Here is a 14953-nt window from a genome sequence, read left to right as displayed (position 1 = left end):
CGAAGCGCGCCGGCGCGGACTTAAAAAGTCCGTATGGCGCCACTAGAATGGTACGGAGCCTGCAGGTGGCATTGCTGGCAGTCGCCGTGCCTCAGACCCAAACGGAAACTGTATGCCTCAAATCGTTGTGCTGCCTCACGTCGAACTGTGCCCGGAAGGCGCGGTGATCGATGCCGTTCCCGGCAAGAGCATCTGCGACAACCTGCTCGATAACGGTATCGAAATCGAGCACGCGTGCGAGAAGTCCTGCGCGTGCACGACCTGTCACGTGATCGTGCGTGAGGGTTTCGCCGCCTTGACGCCATCCGAGGAAGACGAGGACGATCTGCTGGACAAGGCGTGGGGGCTCGAACCGGCTTCGCGTCTGTCGTGTCAGGCGATCGTGCCGGATGAACAGGATCTGGTCGTCGAAATTCCGCGTTACTCGATCAATCACGCGAAGGAAAACCACTAACAGGAGCGCGCAGCCATGAAATGGACCGATACGCAAGACATCGCGATGGCTCTGACGGACAAGCATCAGGACGTCGATCCGCAGCAGGTGCGTTTCACCGACCTGCACCGCTGGGTGACCGAACTGGAAGGATTCGACGACGATCCGAACCGCTCGAACGAAAAGATTCTCGAAGCGATTCAGGCAGCGTGGATCGAAGACGCGGATTACTGAACGCCGCCTGGCGGTGTCGCGAGATCTGACAAAAAAAGGCGATTCCAATGGAATCGCCTTTTTTATTGCCGTGGGTATTGCTGCGAGTATTGCTGAGTAGGCAAGCCGCCGGTTCCGGCGCTACGTCAGTCCGCCACCAGCCCGCCGTTCTGAACGCGCACGCGCTCACCGTCGCGGAACGGCGGCGCCTCGTGATAGGTGAAGTAGCGCGTCTTGCCGTTTTCCATTCGCACGCGCACCGAGTAAGACGTCGAGCTGCGCAGATGCTTTTCGACCGAATTGCCGGCGAGCCCGCCGCCGAGCGCGCCGAGCAGCGTCATCGCGGTGCGGCCGCCGCCGGCGCCGAACTGGTTGCCGACCACCCCACCTGCTACCGCGCCGCCGATTGCGCCGATCCCGGTGCCATGCCCCTCTTGACGTACCGCCGAAATGGCGACGACCGTGCCGCAGGTTGAGCAGTAAGCAGGTTGTGGCGCCGGCTGTTGTGCATATTGCGGCGGCGCCTGCGGTACTGGTTGCTGCGTCGGTTGCTGCGCATACTGCGGTGCGGCCTGCGCCTGCTGCGCATATTGCTGCTGCGCTGGAGTGGGAACCGCCTGCGCCGGCTGCTGAACTTCTGCTGGCGGTTGCGCGGCCTGCTGTTGCGCGGACGGAGACGGGCTAACCGGCGCAGCCGAATCGACGACACCTGGCGGCTGCGTCGCGACCTGCGCGGCCTGGGTCTGATCGTTCTGCTCGCTCGTGCTCGATGCTTTCGGGAACACGCCTGTGATCGCCGCGGTCGCGACGAGGCTCGCGATCAGCACCGCGCCGGCGGCGACCGCGATCAGAGGATGAAGACGACGGGGTTGTGACGATTGAGTAGGGTTGTCCATTTTTGGCCTCCGTTTCTGGCAGAGCCGACTCTTGTGAGATCGAGTGTCGGGCAATTCGATCGGGGCGGCGTTTCAATTTGTAACTGTCGCCGCATCGACTGGCAGTCCGCGTTACGCCAACGCGCGCGGCGCGCCTCGCTCTCCGCGAGATTCGACCCCAACAGCCGCAACGGCTGTTCGCGCGCGACTGCGCGGCTTTTACCACTGGTTACAAGCCGCTGCGGAGCAAAAAGCAATCCCGGCTTGGTGCCCAGTGTTCAGACGGAGCTCGCGCACAAGCGGCGTGGAAATAGAAACGCCCGGCATGGGCCGGGCGTTTGCCTAGATGAAGACGTCGCCGCGCATAGGGCGCAACGGTGGGCCGCCGCAATCAGCGGCTGACGCTCAATCCTCGCGACGCAGATGCGGGAACAGGATCACGTCGCGGATGCTCGGGCTGTCGGTCAGCATCATCACCAGCCGGTCGATGCCGATACCGCAGCCGCCCGCCGGCGGCATGCCATATTCGAGCGCGCGGATATAGTCGGCGTCGTAGTACATCGCTTCCTCGTCGCCGGCATCCTTCTGGTCGACCTGCTTCTTGAAGCGCGCGGCCTGGTCTTCCGGATCGTTCAGTTCCGAGAAGCCATTGGCGATTTCGCGACCGGTGATGAACAGCTCGAAACGCTCGGTGATGCCATCCACCTTGTCCGACGCGCGCGCGAGCGGCGACACTTCGATCGGGTAGTCGATGATGTAAGTCGGCTCCCACAGTTGCGACTCGGCGGTCTCTTCGAACAGCGCCAGTTGCAATGCGCCGACGCCCGCGTTCAGGAATTGCGGCTGCGACGCGTCGACACCGAACTTCTTCAGCTCGGTGCGTAGGAATTCGCTGTCGGCGAGCTGTTCGTTCGTATATTGCGGCGCGTACTTCTGGATCGCCTGGGTGATCGTCAGACGATGGAACGGCTTCGACAGATCGAGCTCACGGCCCTGATAGGTGATGGTGGCCGTACCGAGCGCATCGATCGCAGCCTGGCGGATCAGTTGCTCGGTGAAGTCCATGACCCACGCGTAGTCGGTGTAGGCCGCGTAGAACTCGATCATCGTGAATTCCGGATTGTGGCGCACGGACACGCCCTCGTTACGGAAATTACGGTTGATCTCGAACACACGCTCGAAGCCGCCGACCACCAGACGCTTCAGGTACAGCTCCGGCGCGATGCGCAGAAACATCTGCATATCGAGCGCGTTGTGGTGCGTGGAGAACGGCTTGGCCGCCGCGCCGCCCGGAATCGGGTGCAGCATCGGCGTTTCGACTTCCATGAAGTCGGCTTTGGCCATGAAGTTGCGCACCGACGCGATCGCCTTGGTGCGCGCGATGAACGTGCGGCGCGTTTCCGGCGTGACAATCAGGTCGACATAGCGCTGGCGGTACTTCATTTCCTGGTCGGCGAGACCGTGGAACTTGTCCGGCAGCGGGCGCAGCGACTTCGACAGCAGACGCAGTTCGGTGCAGCGCACCGACAGCTCGCCCTTGTTGGTGCGGAACAGCACGCCGCGCGCGGCGACGATGTCGCCCATGTCCCACTTCTTGAACGCGTCGTAGGTTTCCTGACCGACGTCGGCCGGCGTGATGAAGAACTGGATCTGACCCGAACCGTCGCGCACGGTCGCGAAGCTCGCCTTGCCCATCACGCGCTTGAGCATCATGCGGCCGGCGATCGCTACCTCAAGCGGGTTCGCTTCGAGCGCTTCCTTGTCGGCGTGCTCGTACTGCGCCTGCAGATCGTCGGCGTGATGCGTGGGACGGAAATCGTTCGGATAGGCGACGCCTTGCTCACGCAACTCGCGCAGTTTTTCGCGGCGCTCGGCGATGATCTTGTTGTCGTCCGCTTCGGGCGCGACGGGCGCCGCATTCTGCTGGGTCGGTTCGGTCATGATGAGTTGGTATTCGGTGGCCCGCGGCGGGGTGCCTCGCGTGCGCGGGGCCGGTCAGTGTAAAAACCTCAGGCGGCAAATTGAGGCAAGAGGCAAATGAGGCAAGAGCAAATCGAGCAAAAGGGCGCAAAGCCGGCGCAGCCGGTGCCGGCCGCGCCGCTGGCGCTTAGACGCCCTGTTTCAGGCTCGCGCTGATAAACGGATCGAGATCGCCGTCGAGCACGCTCTTCGTGTTGCTGATTTCGACGTTGGTGCGCAGATCCTTGATGCGGCTGTTGTCCAGCACGTACGAGCGGATCTGGTGACCCCAGCCCACATCGGTCTTGCCGGCTTCGAGCTTGTCCTGCTCGGCCTGCCGCTTGCGGATTTCCGCTTCGTACAGGCGCGATTTCAGCATGGCCATCGCTTCGGCGCGGTTGCGGTGCTGCGAGCGGTCGTTCTGGCACTGCACGACGATACCCGACGGCATGTGCGTAATCCGCACCGCGGAGTCGGTCTTGTTGATGTGCTGACCGCCCGCGCCCGACGCGCGGTACGTATCGATACGCAGATCGGCCGGGTTGATGTCGACTTCGATCGAATCGTCGATTTCCGGATACACGAACACCGACGAGAACGACGTGTGACGCCCGCCCGACGAATCGAACGGCGACTTGCGCACGAGCCGATGCACGCCGGTTTCGGTACGCAGGAAGCCGTATGCGTATTCGCCTTCGATCTTGATCGTCGCGTTCTTGATGCCGGCGACGTCGCCGTCGGTCTGTTCGAGCACTTCGGTCTTGAAGCCCTTGCGCTCGCAGTAGCGCAGATACTGGCGCAGCAGCATCGACGCCCAGTCGCATGCCTCGGTGCCGCCGGCGCCGGCCTGAATGTCGAGAAACGCGTTGTTGGGGTCGGCCGGGTTCGCGAACATCCGGCGGAATTCCATGTCGGCGACGCGCGCTTCGATCGCTTGCGCGTCGGCTTCGCAGGCGGCGAGCGTTTCGTCGTCGCCTTCTTCGCGGGCCATGTCGAACAGGTCCTGTGCGTCGCGCACGTCGTTACCGATCGACGTGAGCTTGCCGACCGTGTCGTCGAGCAGTTTCTTTTCTTTGCCCAGTGCCTGGGCGTGTTTCGAGTCGTTCCAGACGTCCGGGTCTTCGAGTTCCCGGTTGACTTCGATTAGACGCAGTGCTTTGTCGTCGTAGTCAAAGATACCCCCGTAGGTCGGCCGCGCGCGTGCGCAGGTCCGCCAGAGAGGCTTCGATCGCGTTGAGACGTTCCGCTTCCATGTCGATCTTCTATTCTGCGTAAAAAGCAGAAATTATAGCCGATCGACATGCGGCGCCGGGGTCTCGCGGACGATCCGGCGCGCGTTTGGGGTTGATTTTGCGGGGATTTTCGAGGTCTTGGCGGCGCGGGGCCGTCCCTCAGCTCACTGCATGCTCGACGATCAGCTGCACCCGCGACACCCCGTTCCACGTATCGCTCGCGAGCCGGTATGCAACGGTCGTGCGCGCGGGCAGCGTGTCGGTGTGGTTGAACCAGATCGCGCTGAACCGCTGACGGCCGCGCAGCAGTTGCAGTTTCAGGTGCTTGTCCTTCACCAGTGCCTGCGACGCGACCTCGAATTCGCCCGAAAACACCGGCGCCGGAAAGCCCTGGCCCCACACCGCCGCATCGAGCATCTCGACGAATTGCGGCGTGAAGTACGCATCCTCGAGTTCGCCGTCGGTCTCGACCGTGCGCGCGAGCGCCTCTTCAGACAGCCATTCGCGGCCGACCGCCTCGAATGCGGCCGTGAAACGAGCGACGTCGGCGGCGGCGATCGTCAGACCCGCGGCCATCGCGTGGCCGCCGAACTTGATGAGCAGATCCGGCTCGCGTTTCGAGATCAGATCGAGCGCGTCGCGCAGATGAAAGCCCGCAATCGAGCGGCCCGAGCCCTTGACGAGCACGCCGCTGTCGTCGGCCGGCGCGAACGTGAACGACGGCCGGTGAAATTTCTCTTTGAGCCGCCCCGCGACGATGCCGATCACGCCCTGATGCCAGCCCGGATTGAACAGCGTGATCGTGGTCGAACCGTCAGGGTCGATCGCCGACAGGTCATCGAGTGCCTGCTGCTGCATGCCGGCTTCGATTTCGCGCCGCTCGCGGTTCATCGTGTCGAGCTGCTGCGCGAGGTCCCACGCGCGGCCGACGTCGTCGGTCGTCAGGCACTCGATGCCAAGCGACATGTCCGACAGCCGTCCCGCCGCGTTCAGCCGCGGCCCCAGCGCGAAGCCGAGGTCGAAGCCGGACGCGTTGCGCGCATCGCGCGCGGCGGCGCGAAAGAGGGCTGCGATGCCGGGCTGCATGCGGCCTTTGCGGATGCGTTGCAGGCCTTGCGCGACCAGCACGCGATTGTTGCCGTCGAGCTTGACGACGTCGGCGACGGTACCCAGCGCGACCAGGTCGAGCAGGCCGTCGAGGCGCGGCTCGGGCAGCGCGTCGCCAAACGCTTCGCGGCGGCGCAATTCGGCGCGCAGCGCGAGCAGCACGTAGAACATCACGCCGACGCCGGCGATGCACTTGCTCGGGAACGTACAGCCCGGCTGGTTCGGATTGACGATCGCGCGCGCGGGCGGCAGTTCATCGCCGGGCAGATGGTGATCGGTCACGAGCACGTCGATGCCGAGCGCGTTGGCCGCTTCGACACCGTCGACGCTCGCGATGCCGTTGTCGACCGTGATCAGCAGATCGGGCTTGCCCGACGCGCTGGCCGCCGCGAGCGCGACGATGTCCGGCGTGAGCCCGTAGCCATGCTCCATCCGGTTCGGCACCAGATAATCGATGCGCCCGCCGAACATGCGCAGCCCGCGCACCGCGACCGCGCAGGCAGTCGCGCCATCGCAGTCGTAGTCGGCGACGACCAGCATGCGCCGCTGCTGCTGGATCGCGTCGGCCAGCAGGATCGCGGCGGCGTCGCAGCCCTTCAGTTCGGCCGGCGGCGTGAGCCGCGCGAGGCCGGTTTCGATTTCATCGGGCATGCACACGCCACGTGACGCGTACAGGCGCGCGAGCACCGGGTGCAGGCCGTGACGGGTGAGCACTTCGGCATCGACGGGAGAGCAGGGGCGCGTAACGATTCGGGTCATGCAGGAAGGCCGTGGATCATTCGATGAAAAGCGAGGCCAGCACGCGCCGCCGCCAGAATTTGCGCAGATCGCCGCGCGTGACGTTAAGCGTCACCGAGCCGGTGTCGCCGCACAGCGTCAGGCCCAGCTCCGCGAGTTCGCCGGATTGCAACGCCGCGAGCGCGGGTTCGAACCAGTCGGTTTGCAACGCCGCGAACGCGCTGTTCCAGCGCGCCCAGTCCTGCTCGATATAGGGCGCGGAGAACGGATCAAGTTCGACGAGCGTGACGCCGTCGCTGCCGTTGCCGCTCATCGTCCCGCGTTGCGCCGCCAGTTCGGCGAACGAAGCGGGCGGCGCACCGGTCGTCGCGCCCGCGCTGATCGCAAGACCACGGGTCGCGGCGGCCTCGGACAGCACGCGCGCAAATGGACTGCGCACCGTCTGCGCGACACCCTGCGCGTGCAACCAGATCGAGTTGACGGCCGGCAGCCCGCGCGCCTCGCGCGCTTCGTTCACCGGATGCTCGAACCACGCCATCTGTACTTCGTTCTGCAGCTTCATCCACGCGCGCGAACGCTCGCCCGAATGCGCTTCGTGCGGCAGCCAGATTTCGATATTGCGGCCGCTCGCGCGCAGCGGCGACGCGCCCGCGAGCGTGCCGAAGTCATCGCTCGACAGATACCAGCGGATCGGCTTCGGCGCCTCGATGCGCACGCCGAGTTCCTCGATCAGCGGCCGCGCGGCAGCCAGCAACCTGCCGGCTTCCTCGTCGGACAGTTCGAGCGACGCCGGGTCGATCAGCACCAGATGGTCATGCGCGATACGCACGTGGACCGGTTGCACGCAGGCCCATGTCGCGTTGCCGGGCTCGCCGCCGTCGGCGCGCAGCATGTACGGCGCGAGCGGGGCTTCGTCGGTGGCGGCCGCACTATCGGCTTGCGGATTACGCGCACTGGACAGCGCGCCGAACTGCCGCGCGACCCAGCGTTCATGCGGCAGCGTGCGCTGGAAATCCTCGCCGATCACGCGTTCGACCAGCGTCGCGCGCGCGATCAGCCGATCGAGGGCGGGACTGCGGATATCGTGAAGGGCGGTGGAAGCGTCGGCCGCGGCGGGCAGCGCGAAGGGCAGCAGAAGATGGAGGCGGGCGACAGGCATGATGCTGCGCATTGTAGGGCAAAGAGTGCGTGGACTCGACCGGTAACGTCACGGGTAGCGAGGCTAGCGCCAGGGCGCGGCGGTCTCCTTGCGATAACCTGACCGGGCGCGGCCGTTGCGCGAAGCGGCGGAATTGTGTGGCAAACTTCGCGCTTGATCGGCGCGGCAGGCGGTAGCTTGAAGTGCGCGCATTGCAGCCATGCGCGGTGCCGGCGTGGCCGGCGGCGTGCGGCACCGCAGCGGCATCCGATCCGCGCGCGGAACGATCCGCGCCGCCGCGAGCCCAACGATCACGATGCGCGGGCCGCCTGGCGGACGCAAGACGCGAGGCGCCCGCCGCGCGCAACACATCGCCGAAGAACGCAGACAAGGATTCGCTTGAAATTTCCCTACGAATGGCAGATTGGCTGGCGCTACACGCGCGCCGGCAAACGCACGACCGGTAACGGCTTCATTTCGTTCATCGCGCTGGTGTCGATGTCGGGCATCGCGCTGGGCGTGGCGGCGCTGATCGTCGTGCTGTCGGTGATGAACGGTTTCCAGAAAGAGGTGCGCGACCGCATGCTGTCGGTGCTAGCGCACGTCGAAATCTTCTCGCCGACCGGCTCGATGCCCGACTGGCAACTGACCGCCAAGGAGGCGCGCCAGAACAAGGAAGTGATCGGGGCGGCGCCGTACGTCGAAGCGCAGGCGCTGCTCACGCGCCAGGACGCGGTGAGCGGTGTCGCACTGCGCGGTATCGAGCCGTCGCTCGAACCGGAAGTTTCCGACATCGGTAAGGAAATGAAAGGCGGCAAGCTGGATAACCTGACGCCCGGCGACTTCGGCATCGTGCTCGGCGCGGACCTCGCGGCCAGTCTCGGCGTGCAGCTGAACGACAAGATCACGCTGGTCGCGCCCGAAGGCACGATCACGCCGGCCGGCATGCTGCCGCGCCTGAAGCAGTTCACGGTGGTCGGCATCTTCGAATCGGGGCACTACGAATACGACAGCACGCTCGCGCTGATCAACATCAAGGACGCGCAGGCGCTGTTCCGGCTGCCCGCGCCGACCGGCGTGCGGCTGCGCCTGACCGACATGCAGCGCGCGCCCGAGGTCGCGCGCCAGCTCTCGCACACGCTGTCGGGCGATCTCTACATTCGCGACTGGACCCAGCAGAACAAGACCTGGTTCTCGGCGGTGCAGATCGAAAAGCGCATGATGTTCATCATCCTCACGCTGATCATCGCGGTCGCGGCGTTCAATCTGGTGTCGTCGCTGGTGATGACCGTCACCAACAAGCAGGCCGACATCGCGATCCTGCGCACGCTCGGCGCGCAGCCCGGCTCGATCATGAAGATCTTCGTCGTGCAGGGCGTGACGATCGGCTTTATCGGCACCGCGATCGGCGTTGCGCTCGGTTGCCTGATCGCATGGAGCATTCCATGGCTCGTGCCGATGATCGAGCATCTGTTCGGCGTACAGTTTCTGCCGCCGTCGGTGTACTTCATCAGCGAGCTGCCGTCCGAGCTGGTGACGTCCGACGTCGTGCGCATCGGCGTGATCGCTTTCGCGCTGTCGGCGCTCGCGACGCTCTACCCGAGCTGGCGCGGCGCGAAAGTCCGCCCCGCGGAGGCGCTGCGCTATGAATGACCGCCTCGCCAATCTCTCCACTGATTCATCCATGACCGCTCAGGACCCCGCGTCGTATCCCTACGTGCTGGAAGCAACCGGCATTTCCAAATCGTTCGTGCAGGGCGGGCTGAATGTGCAGGTGCTCAACGACGCGCAACTAAATGTGCGGCGCGGCGAGAAGCTCGCGATCGTCGGCGCGTCGGGTTCGGGCAAGAGCACGCTGCTGCACGTGCTCGGCGGTCTCGACGATCCGAGCGCGGGCCAGGTGTCGGTGCTCGGCAAGCCGTTCACGCAACTGTCCGAGCGCGAGCGCAACGATCTGCGCAATCGCGCGCTCGGTTTCGTCTATCAGTTCCATCATCTGCTGCCAGAGTTTTCCGCGCTCGACAACGTCGCGATGCCGCTGCGGATTCGCCGCGAGACGCCCGAAGTCGCGCGCCGCGAAGCGCTCGCGGTATTGGAGCGCGTCGGCATGGGGCATCGCGCGAAGCATCGGCCGGGCGAACTGTCGGGCGGCGAGCGTCAGCGTGTCGCGATCGCGCGCGCGCTGGTCACGAAACCGGCCTGCGTGCTCGCCGACGAGCCGACCGGCAACCTCGACGGCGGCACCGCCGACACCGTGTTCAACCTGATGCTCGAACTGTCGCGCACGCTCGAAACGAGCTTCGTGATCGTCACGCACGATCCCGAACTGGCTGGACGGTGCGACCGCATCATGCGGCTGCGCGACGGCGTGCTGCACGAAGAGCCGCCGGTTCCGGTCTGACGCGGTGGCCTAAGGGACTGACGGAGAGCGCCCAGTTCCCGCGGGCATGGCCGTTGCGGCCCGGCATTGACTACGGTGGTTCGCCATGGACCACGGCGAACCATGGCACTGCGGTATGGCGAGTCCTGGCCTGCCGCCGCCGCTAGCGAGACAGCCCATGTGGATCGATACGCATTGCCACCTCGACGCTTCGGAGTTCGATGCCGACCGCGACACGGTTGCGACAGCCGCGCGCCGTGCCGGTGTGTCGCGCATTGTGATTCCGGCGATCGGTCGGCAGAACTTCGCGGCGGTACGTGAGCTTGCGCATCGTGTCGACGGCGGTGCGTATGCGCTCGGCATTCATCCGCTGTTCACGCCCGGCGCCGACGACGGCGATCTCGAACTGCTGCGCATGGAGATCGAGGCCAGTCTCGACGATCCGCGTTTCGTCGGCATCGGCGAGATCGGGCTCGACTATTTCGTCGAGGGTCTCGACGACGCGCGCCAGCAATTCTTCTACAACGGCCAGTTGCAGCTCGCGCGCGAATTCGATCTGCCGGTGATCTGCCACGTGCGCAAATCGCAGGACCAGGTGATCAAGGGACTGCGGCGGCATCAGATTCATCGCGGCATCGCGCATGCGTTCAACGGCAGCTTCCAGCAGGCCCAGGCATATCTCGATCAGGGCTTGCATCTCGGCTTCGGCGGCAATCTGACGTTCGAGCGCGCGCGGCAGATCCGGCGGCTGGCCGAGCAGCTTCCATTCGATGCGCTGGTCGTCGAAACCGACGCACCGGACATCGCGCCATCATGGATGTACAAGCAGCGCAATTCTCCCGAGCAGATCCCCGCGATCGGCGCGAGCCTCGCGCAACTGCGCGGTGTCACTTCCGACGCAGCCGCCCTAGGCACAACGGCTAATGCGCTCGCCGCGCTGCCGCGACTCGCGCTTTTGTCTGCATAATCGATCCAGTTGGTTTTGGTGTGCGCCGGGCGACACCCACGCCCGGCGGGCCCGCTGCTGCCTGTTCGCCGGCGTGTGACAGCATTGGGCGCGCGCTCTTCGGAGGGCGAATGCGGGCAACGTGGTGTGGTTTTGCGCTGGGTGTGATCTGGCTGCAGCGGCAGGCGGCTCTGCCACAAGCGGGCGGCTGGTGGGCGCTCGCGGTGATCGTGGGCGTGGCTCTGGGCGCCGCGGTGTGGGGACTGTACAGCGCTGCCGCGCCGCGCGCGAGCGAGGGCAGGCAAAGGGAGCCCACCGGTCTGCTTGCGCGCTATCTCGGTCGGATCGGATGCGGTGTGCGTGCGCGTCGTATTGCCGGCTGGGGCGCGCTATGGTGCGCGGCGATCTGCATCGGCTTCGGCTATGCGGCCCTGCGCGCGCAGACGCGACTCGCGGTGAGCCTGCCGCACGCGTGGGAAGGGCGCGATATCGAGGTCGTCGGCAGCATCAGGGGCTTGCCGTCGCTAAACGAGCAGGGCGCGCGCTTTCTGTTCGACGTCGACGCGAATGAGGCTCGACTTGCCACGTTTCCGCGCGTGATCCAGTTGTCGTGGATCGCCCGTGACGACACCCCTGTGCCGACTCTCGAACCCGGCGAGCGCTGGCGTTTGGGCGTGCGGCTCAGGCGGCCGCACGGCAATGCGAACTTCGGCGTGCGCGATGCCGAGGCGAGTCTGCTCGCGCGCAATGTCCGCGCGACCGGCTATGTGAGCGCGCCGGAGCACGCTGTGCGGCTCGGTGGTCATGCGCGCGGCGTGTCGGTGCTGATCGATCGCTGGCGCGCCGCGTTGCGCGCGCGGATCGACGCGGCGCTCGCTGATTCTCCGCATCGCGGGATCATCGTTGCGCTCGCGATCGGCGCGCAGGACGGAGTGAGCCCCGCCGACTGGCAACTGATGCGTCGCACCGGCACGAGTCATCTGGTGGCGATTTCCGGATTGCATATCGGCTTCGTCGCCGGGCTCGCCGGCTGGCTGGCGGCGGCTGTGTGGCGGCGCTCGGGTTGGCTCGGCCGCGACTGGCCGCTACGGCTGCCCGCGCAACTCGTCGGCGTGGCGGCCGGCGCGCTGTTCGCCGCACTCCATGCGGCACTCGCCGGCTTCAACGTGCCGGCGCAGCGCGCGCTGTGGATGGCGCTCGTTGTTGCGCTCGCGTTCGTCAGCGGCCGCCAGCTCGCGCGCTCGACGATCCTCGCATGGGCGCTCGGGCTCGTGCTGCTGATCGATCCGTGGGCGGTGGTCTCGGCGGGATTCTGGCTGTCGTTCAGCGCGGTCGGCGCGATTCTGTTCGCGATGTCGGGGCGGCCAAGGCTGCGCGAGCGCCAGCCGTATCACGCCGACGAGGACGAGCACGGCGATCAGCGTGATGACGCACGAACCCGCTTTCAGGCGTTGCGCGCGCGGGTGGGCCGGCGTGCGGTCCAGCGTCTTCATGCGTTCGCCGAACGGTTGCGCGGCGCCGCGCATGTGCAGTTCGCGGTGACGGTTGCGCTCGCGCCGCTGACCGTCTACTGGTTCGCGCAGATACCGCTGATCGGCCCGCTCGCGAACGCGTTCGCGATTCCATGGGTCAGCGTGCTGGTCACGCCGGCGGTGCTCGCGGGCGTGATATTGCCCGCGCCGCTCGACGCGCCCGCGTGGTGGGCTTCGCACGCGCTCGTCGAGCTGCTCGCGTCCGGCTTGCAACGGCTGACCGAACTGTGTGGACCGCACTGGACGCTCTGGTGGCTGCCGCAGCCGAACGCGTGGACGCTGGCCACGGCGGCGGTCGGCGCGCTCTGGTGTCTCGCGCCGCGCGGCTGGCCGCTGCGCTGGGCCGCGCCGCTGACGTGGCTGCCGTTGCTGATACCGGGCGCTGACGGGGCACTGTCGGCGCCAGCGGGTGCGTTCCGGCTGACGGCGCTCGACGTCGGGCAGGGCACGTCGGTACTCGTGCAAACCGCGCATCACGCGTTGCTGTTCGACGCGGGCCCGGGGCCGGAGTCTACCCACGCGGGCGAGCGCGTGGTTGTACCGTTCCTGCAGTCCCAGGGTGTGACGGCGCTCGATACGCTGATCATTAGCCACGCCGATTCCGACCATTCCGGCGGCGCGCCCGCCGTACTCGATGCGATCGATGTGCACCAGCTCGTCGCCGCGCTGGCGCCCGACCACGCGCTGTGGACGCAGGCGCGGCAGCAAGGTGTCGATACGTTGCCTTGCGCGGCGGGGCAGCATTGGCAATGGGACGGTGTCGAGTTCACGATGCTGTGGCCGGATGCGGGGCCGCTGCAGGGCAAGCCGAACGAGCATTGCTGCGTGCTTCGTCTCGCAACGGTGGCTGGCGCGGTGGGCGGGCAGGTGGCGCGCGTCGATGGCGATGGCGAAGTCGAGGCGGATGCAGTCGCTGGCGTGCCGCGCATCGCGGCGTTGCTGAGCGCCGATATCGAGGCGCCGGTCGAGCGGGTGCTGCTTGGGCGCGATCGCCGTGCATTGCGCGCGCAGGTGCTGGTGGTGCCTCACCATGGCAGCAGGACTTCGTCGACCGAGCCGTTCCTCGACTCTATCGATCCGTCCGTCGCGTTATTTCAGGTAGGCTACCAAAATCGCTTTCATCATCCGAATGCCGGTGTGTTCGAACGCTACGTCGCACGCCATATCGAGCTTGCGCGCAGCGACCGGGACGGCGCGGTGCGTGTGGACATCGACCCCGGTGCGCCGGGTGCGGCACTCATGCTCGAACGCTATCGGGATACGCAGCGCCGCTACTGGATGGATCGCTGATCGAGCGACGGTTCGATGTGCGTGAAAGAACGGGCGAGCATGGCCGCGAACGCGGGCAAACACACATGCCGCGACAGCCGCGAGACGCAAGCGCAAAGGCATGCCAACTCACGCGTTAGCAGTGCCCGCAAAAAAACAGAACGGAGATAGCCGCACTTGAAAAACATCATTCATTTCTCGCATGCGAACGGCTTTCCGGCGTCGACGTACCGGACCATCTTCGCCGAACTCTCCGACGATTACGACATGCGCTATATCGAACGGATCGGCCACGACACACGCTTTCCGGTTACGCAGGACTGGCCGCACCTCGTCGAACAACTGCTCGATGATATCGGCCGCACGTACGAGCAGCCGGTGTGGCTCGTCGGCCATTCGCTAGGCGGCTATCTGTCGTTGATGGCGGCGCTGAAAAGGCCGCAGTGGGTCAGAGGCGTCGTGATGCTCGACTCGCCAGTGATCGCCGGCTGGCGCAGCAGCATGCTGCGCGTGTCGCAATGGACCGGGCTCGACGAGCGGCTGTCGCCGGCGGCCGCGACCCGCACCCGGCGCACCCACTGGGCAAGCCGCGACGAAGCGTGGCGGCACTTTCACGCGAAGCCCGCGTTCGCGCGCTGGGACGAACGCATGCTGTCCGACTACATCGACTTCGGCATCCCGCAGACCTCGCCCGACGGTGCCCGCGCGCTCGCGTTCGACCGCCGCACCGAATACCAGATCTACCGGACGCTGCCGCACACGCTCGGCGCGCGGCTCGCGCACGGTGCGCCGGTACCGGTCGGTTTTATCGCCGGCACGCACTCGAAGGAAATCCGCCAGGCGGGTCTCTCCGCGACGCGCCGCGCGACCGGCGGTCATGTCGAGTGGATCGAAGGCAGTCATCTTTATCCGATGGAAAAACCGCTCGAAACCGCTCGCGCGGTGCAACGGATGCTGCGGGAACTGGAGCGGGGTAGCTGACGGTTTCCATGCTGTTGTGTTCACTGCCGTTGTTGTCTTCGTGGCCTTGCCGCTCGTGCCCGATCCATGTCTGATCTGTGTCCAGTTTGTAGCCGGTTTGCACCTGGTTTGTAGCTGGTCATTCGCGCGGTCTTATCGTTTCCGGATCGC

The 14953-nt window shown here is 66.0% G+C and carries 12 protein-coding genes; 7 read left to right on the top strand and 5 right to left on the bottom strand.

What is annotated here, in order from left to right; genetic code table 11:
* The first annotated feature begins 112 nt into the window (after positions 1-112).
* A complete protein-coding gene (gene fdx, locus L0U82_RS11175; RefSeq protein WP_062129615.1) occupies positions 113-454 on the top strand; it encodes an ISC system 2Fe-2S type ferredoxin in 342 nt (113 codons plus the stop codon).
* A gap of 15 nt (positions 455-469) precedes the next feature.
* Positions 470-667, top strand: coding sequence for a Fe-S cluster assembly protein IscX (gene iscX, locus L0U82_RS11170; protein ID WP_013588918.1), 198 nt, complete (start codon positions 470-472; stop codon positions 665-667).
* Between the two features lie 125 nt (positions 668-792).
* Here iscX and L0U82_RS11165 read toward each other — a convergent pair whose 3' ends face one another.
* From L0U82_RS11165 to L0U82_RS11145, 5 genes are all read right to left on the bottom strand, one after another.
* On the bottom strand, positions 793-1542 hold the full coding sequence (locus tag L0U82_RS11165; RefSeq protein WP_233830878.1) for a glycine zipper 2TM domain-containing protein: 750 nt from the start codon (positions 1540-1542) through the stop codon (positions 793-795).
* Positions 1543-1926: 384 nt separating this feature from the next.
* Complete coding sequence (lysS, locus tag L0U82_RS11160; protein ID WP_233830876.1) at positions 1927-3462, bottom strand: lysine--tRNA ligase; 1536 nt, start codon at positions 3460-3462, stop codon at positions 1927-1929.
* 166 nt (positions 3463-3628) lie between these two features.
* Positions 3629-4733 (bottom strand): peptide chain release factor 2 gene (prfB, locus tag L0U82_RS11155; RefSeq protein WP_233830875.1). Its coding sequence is split into 2 segments (ribosomal slippage): positions 3629-4651 and positions 4653-4733, totalling 1104 coding nucleotides; the frame shifts between segments, so codons are not numbered across the junction.
* 138 nt (positions 4734-4871) lie between these two features.
* Positions 4872-6578, bottom strand: a complete 1707-nt coding sequence (gene recJ, locus L0U82_RS11150; RefSeq protein ID WP_233830873.1) for a single-stranded-DNA-specific exonuclease RecJ — start codon at positions 6576-6578, stop codon at positions 4872-4874.
* Between the two features lie 16 nt (positions 6579-6594).
* Positions 6595-7728 carry a regulator gene (locus tag L0U82_RS11145; protein WP_233830871.1) on the bottom strand — a complete coding sequence of 378 codons (1134 nt, stop codon included), beginning with the start codon at positions 7726-7728 and terminating at the stop codon, positions 6595-6597.
* A 366-nt stretch (positions 7729-8094) separates the two neighbouring features.
* Between L0U82_RS11145 and L0U82_RS11140 the strand changes: the two genes are divergently transcribed.
* The 5 genes from L0U82_RS11140 (at position 8095) to L0U82_RS11120 (ending at position 14803) form a co-directional block, all read left to right on the top strand.
* Positions 8095-9348 carry a lipoprotein-releasing ABC transporter permease subunit gene (locus L0U82_RS11140; RefSeq protein ID WP_233830869.1) on the top strand — a complete coding sequence of 418 codons (1254 nt, stop codon included), beginning with the start codon at positions 8095-8097 and terminating at the stop codon, positions 9346-9348.
* Entirely contained in the window at positions 9341-10096 is a 756-nt protein-coding gene (lolD, locus tag L0U82_RS11135; protein WP_233830867.1) for a lipoprotein-releasing ABC transporter ATP-binding protein LolD, read from the top strand. The genes L0U82_RS11140 and lolD overlap by 8 nt, the downstream gene beginning before the upstream one ends.
* 157 nt (positions 10097-10253) lie before the next feature.
* Complete coding sequence (locus L0U82_RS11130) at positions 10254-11042, top strand: TatD family hydrolase (protein WP_233830865.1); 789 nt, start codon at positions 10254-10256, stop codon at positions 11040-11042.
* 110 nt (positions 11043-11152) lie between these two features.
* The gene (locus L0U82_RS11125; protein WP_233830862.1) at positions 11153-13843 is read left to right on the top strand and encodes a ComEC/Rec2 family competence protein; all 2691 of its coding nucleotides are present in this window, start codon (positions 11153-11155) and stop codon (positions 13841-13843) included.
* 156 nt (positions 13844-13999) lie between these two features.
* Positions 14000-14803, top strand: coding sequence for an alpha/beta fold hydrolase (locus L0U82_RS11120; RefSeq protein WP_233830860.1), 804 nt, complete (start codon positions 14000-14002; stop codon positions 14801-14803).
* The last annotated feature ends 150 nt before the right edge of the window (positions 14804-14953 follow it).

Origin of the sequence: Paraburkholderia sp. ZP32-5, from assembly GCF_021390495.1 — a bacterium.
In the GTDB taxonomy this organism is placed as follows: Bacteria; Pseudomonadota; Gammaproteobacteria; order Burkholderiales; family Burkholderiaceae; genus Paraburkholderia.
The sequence above is the reverse complement of the archived record's forward strand: the minus strand, read 5'-3'. Positions and strand labels throughout refer to the sequence as shown.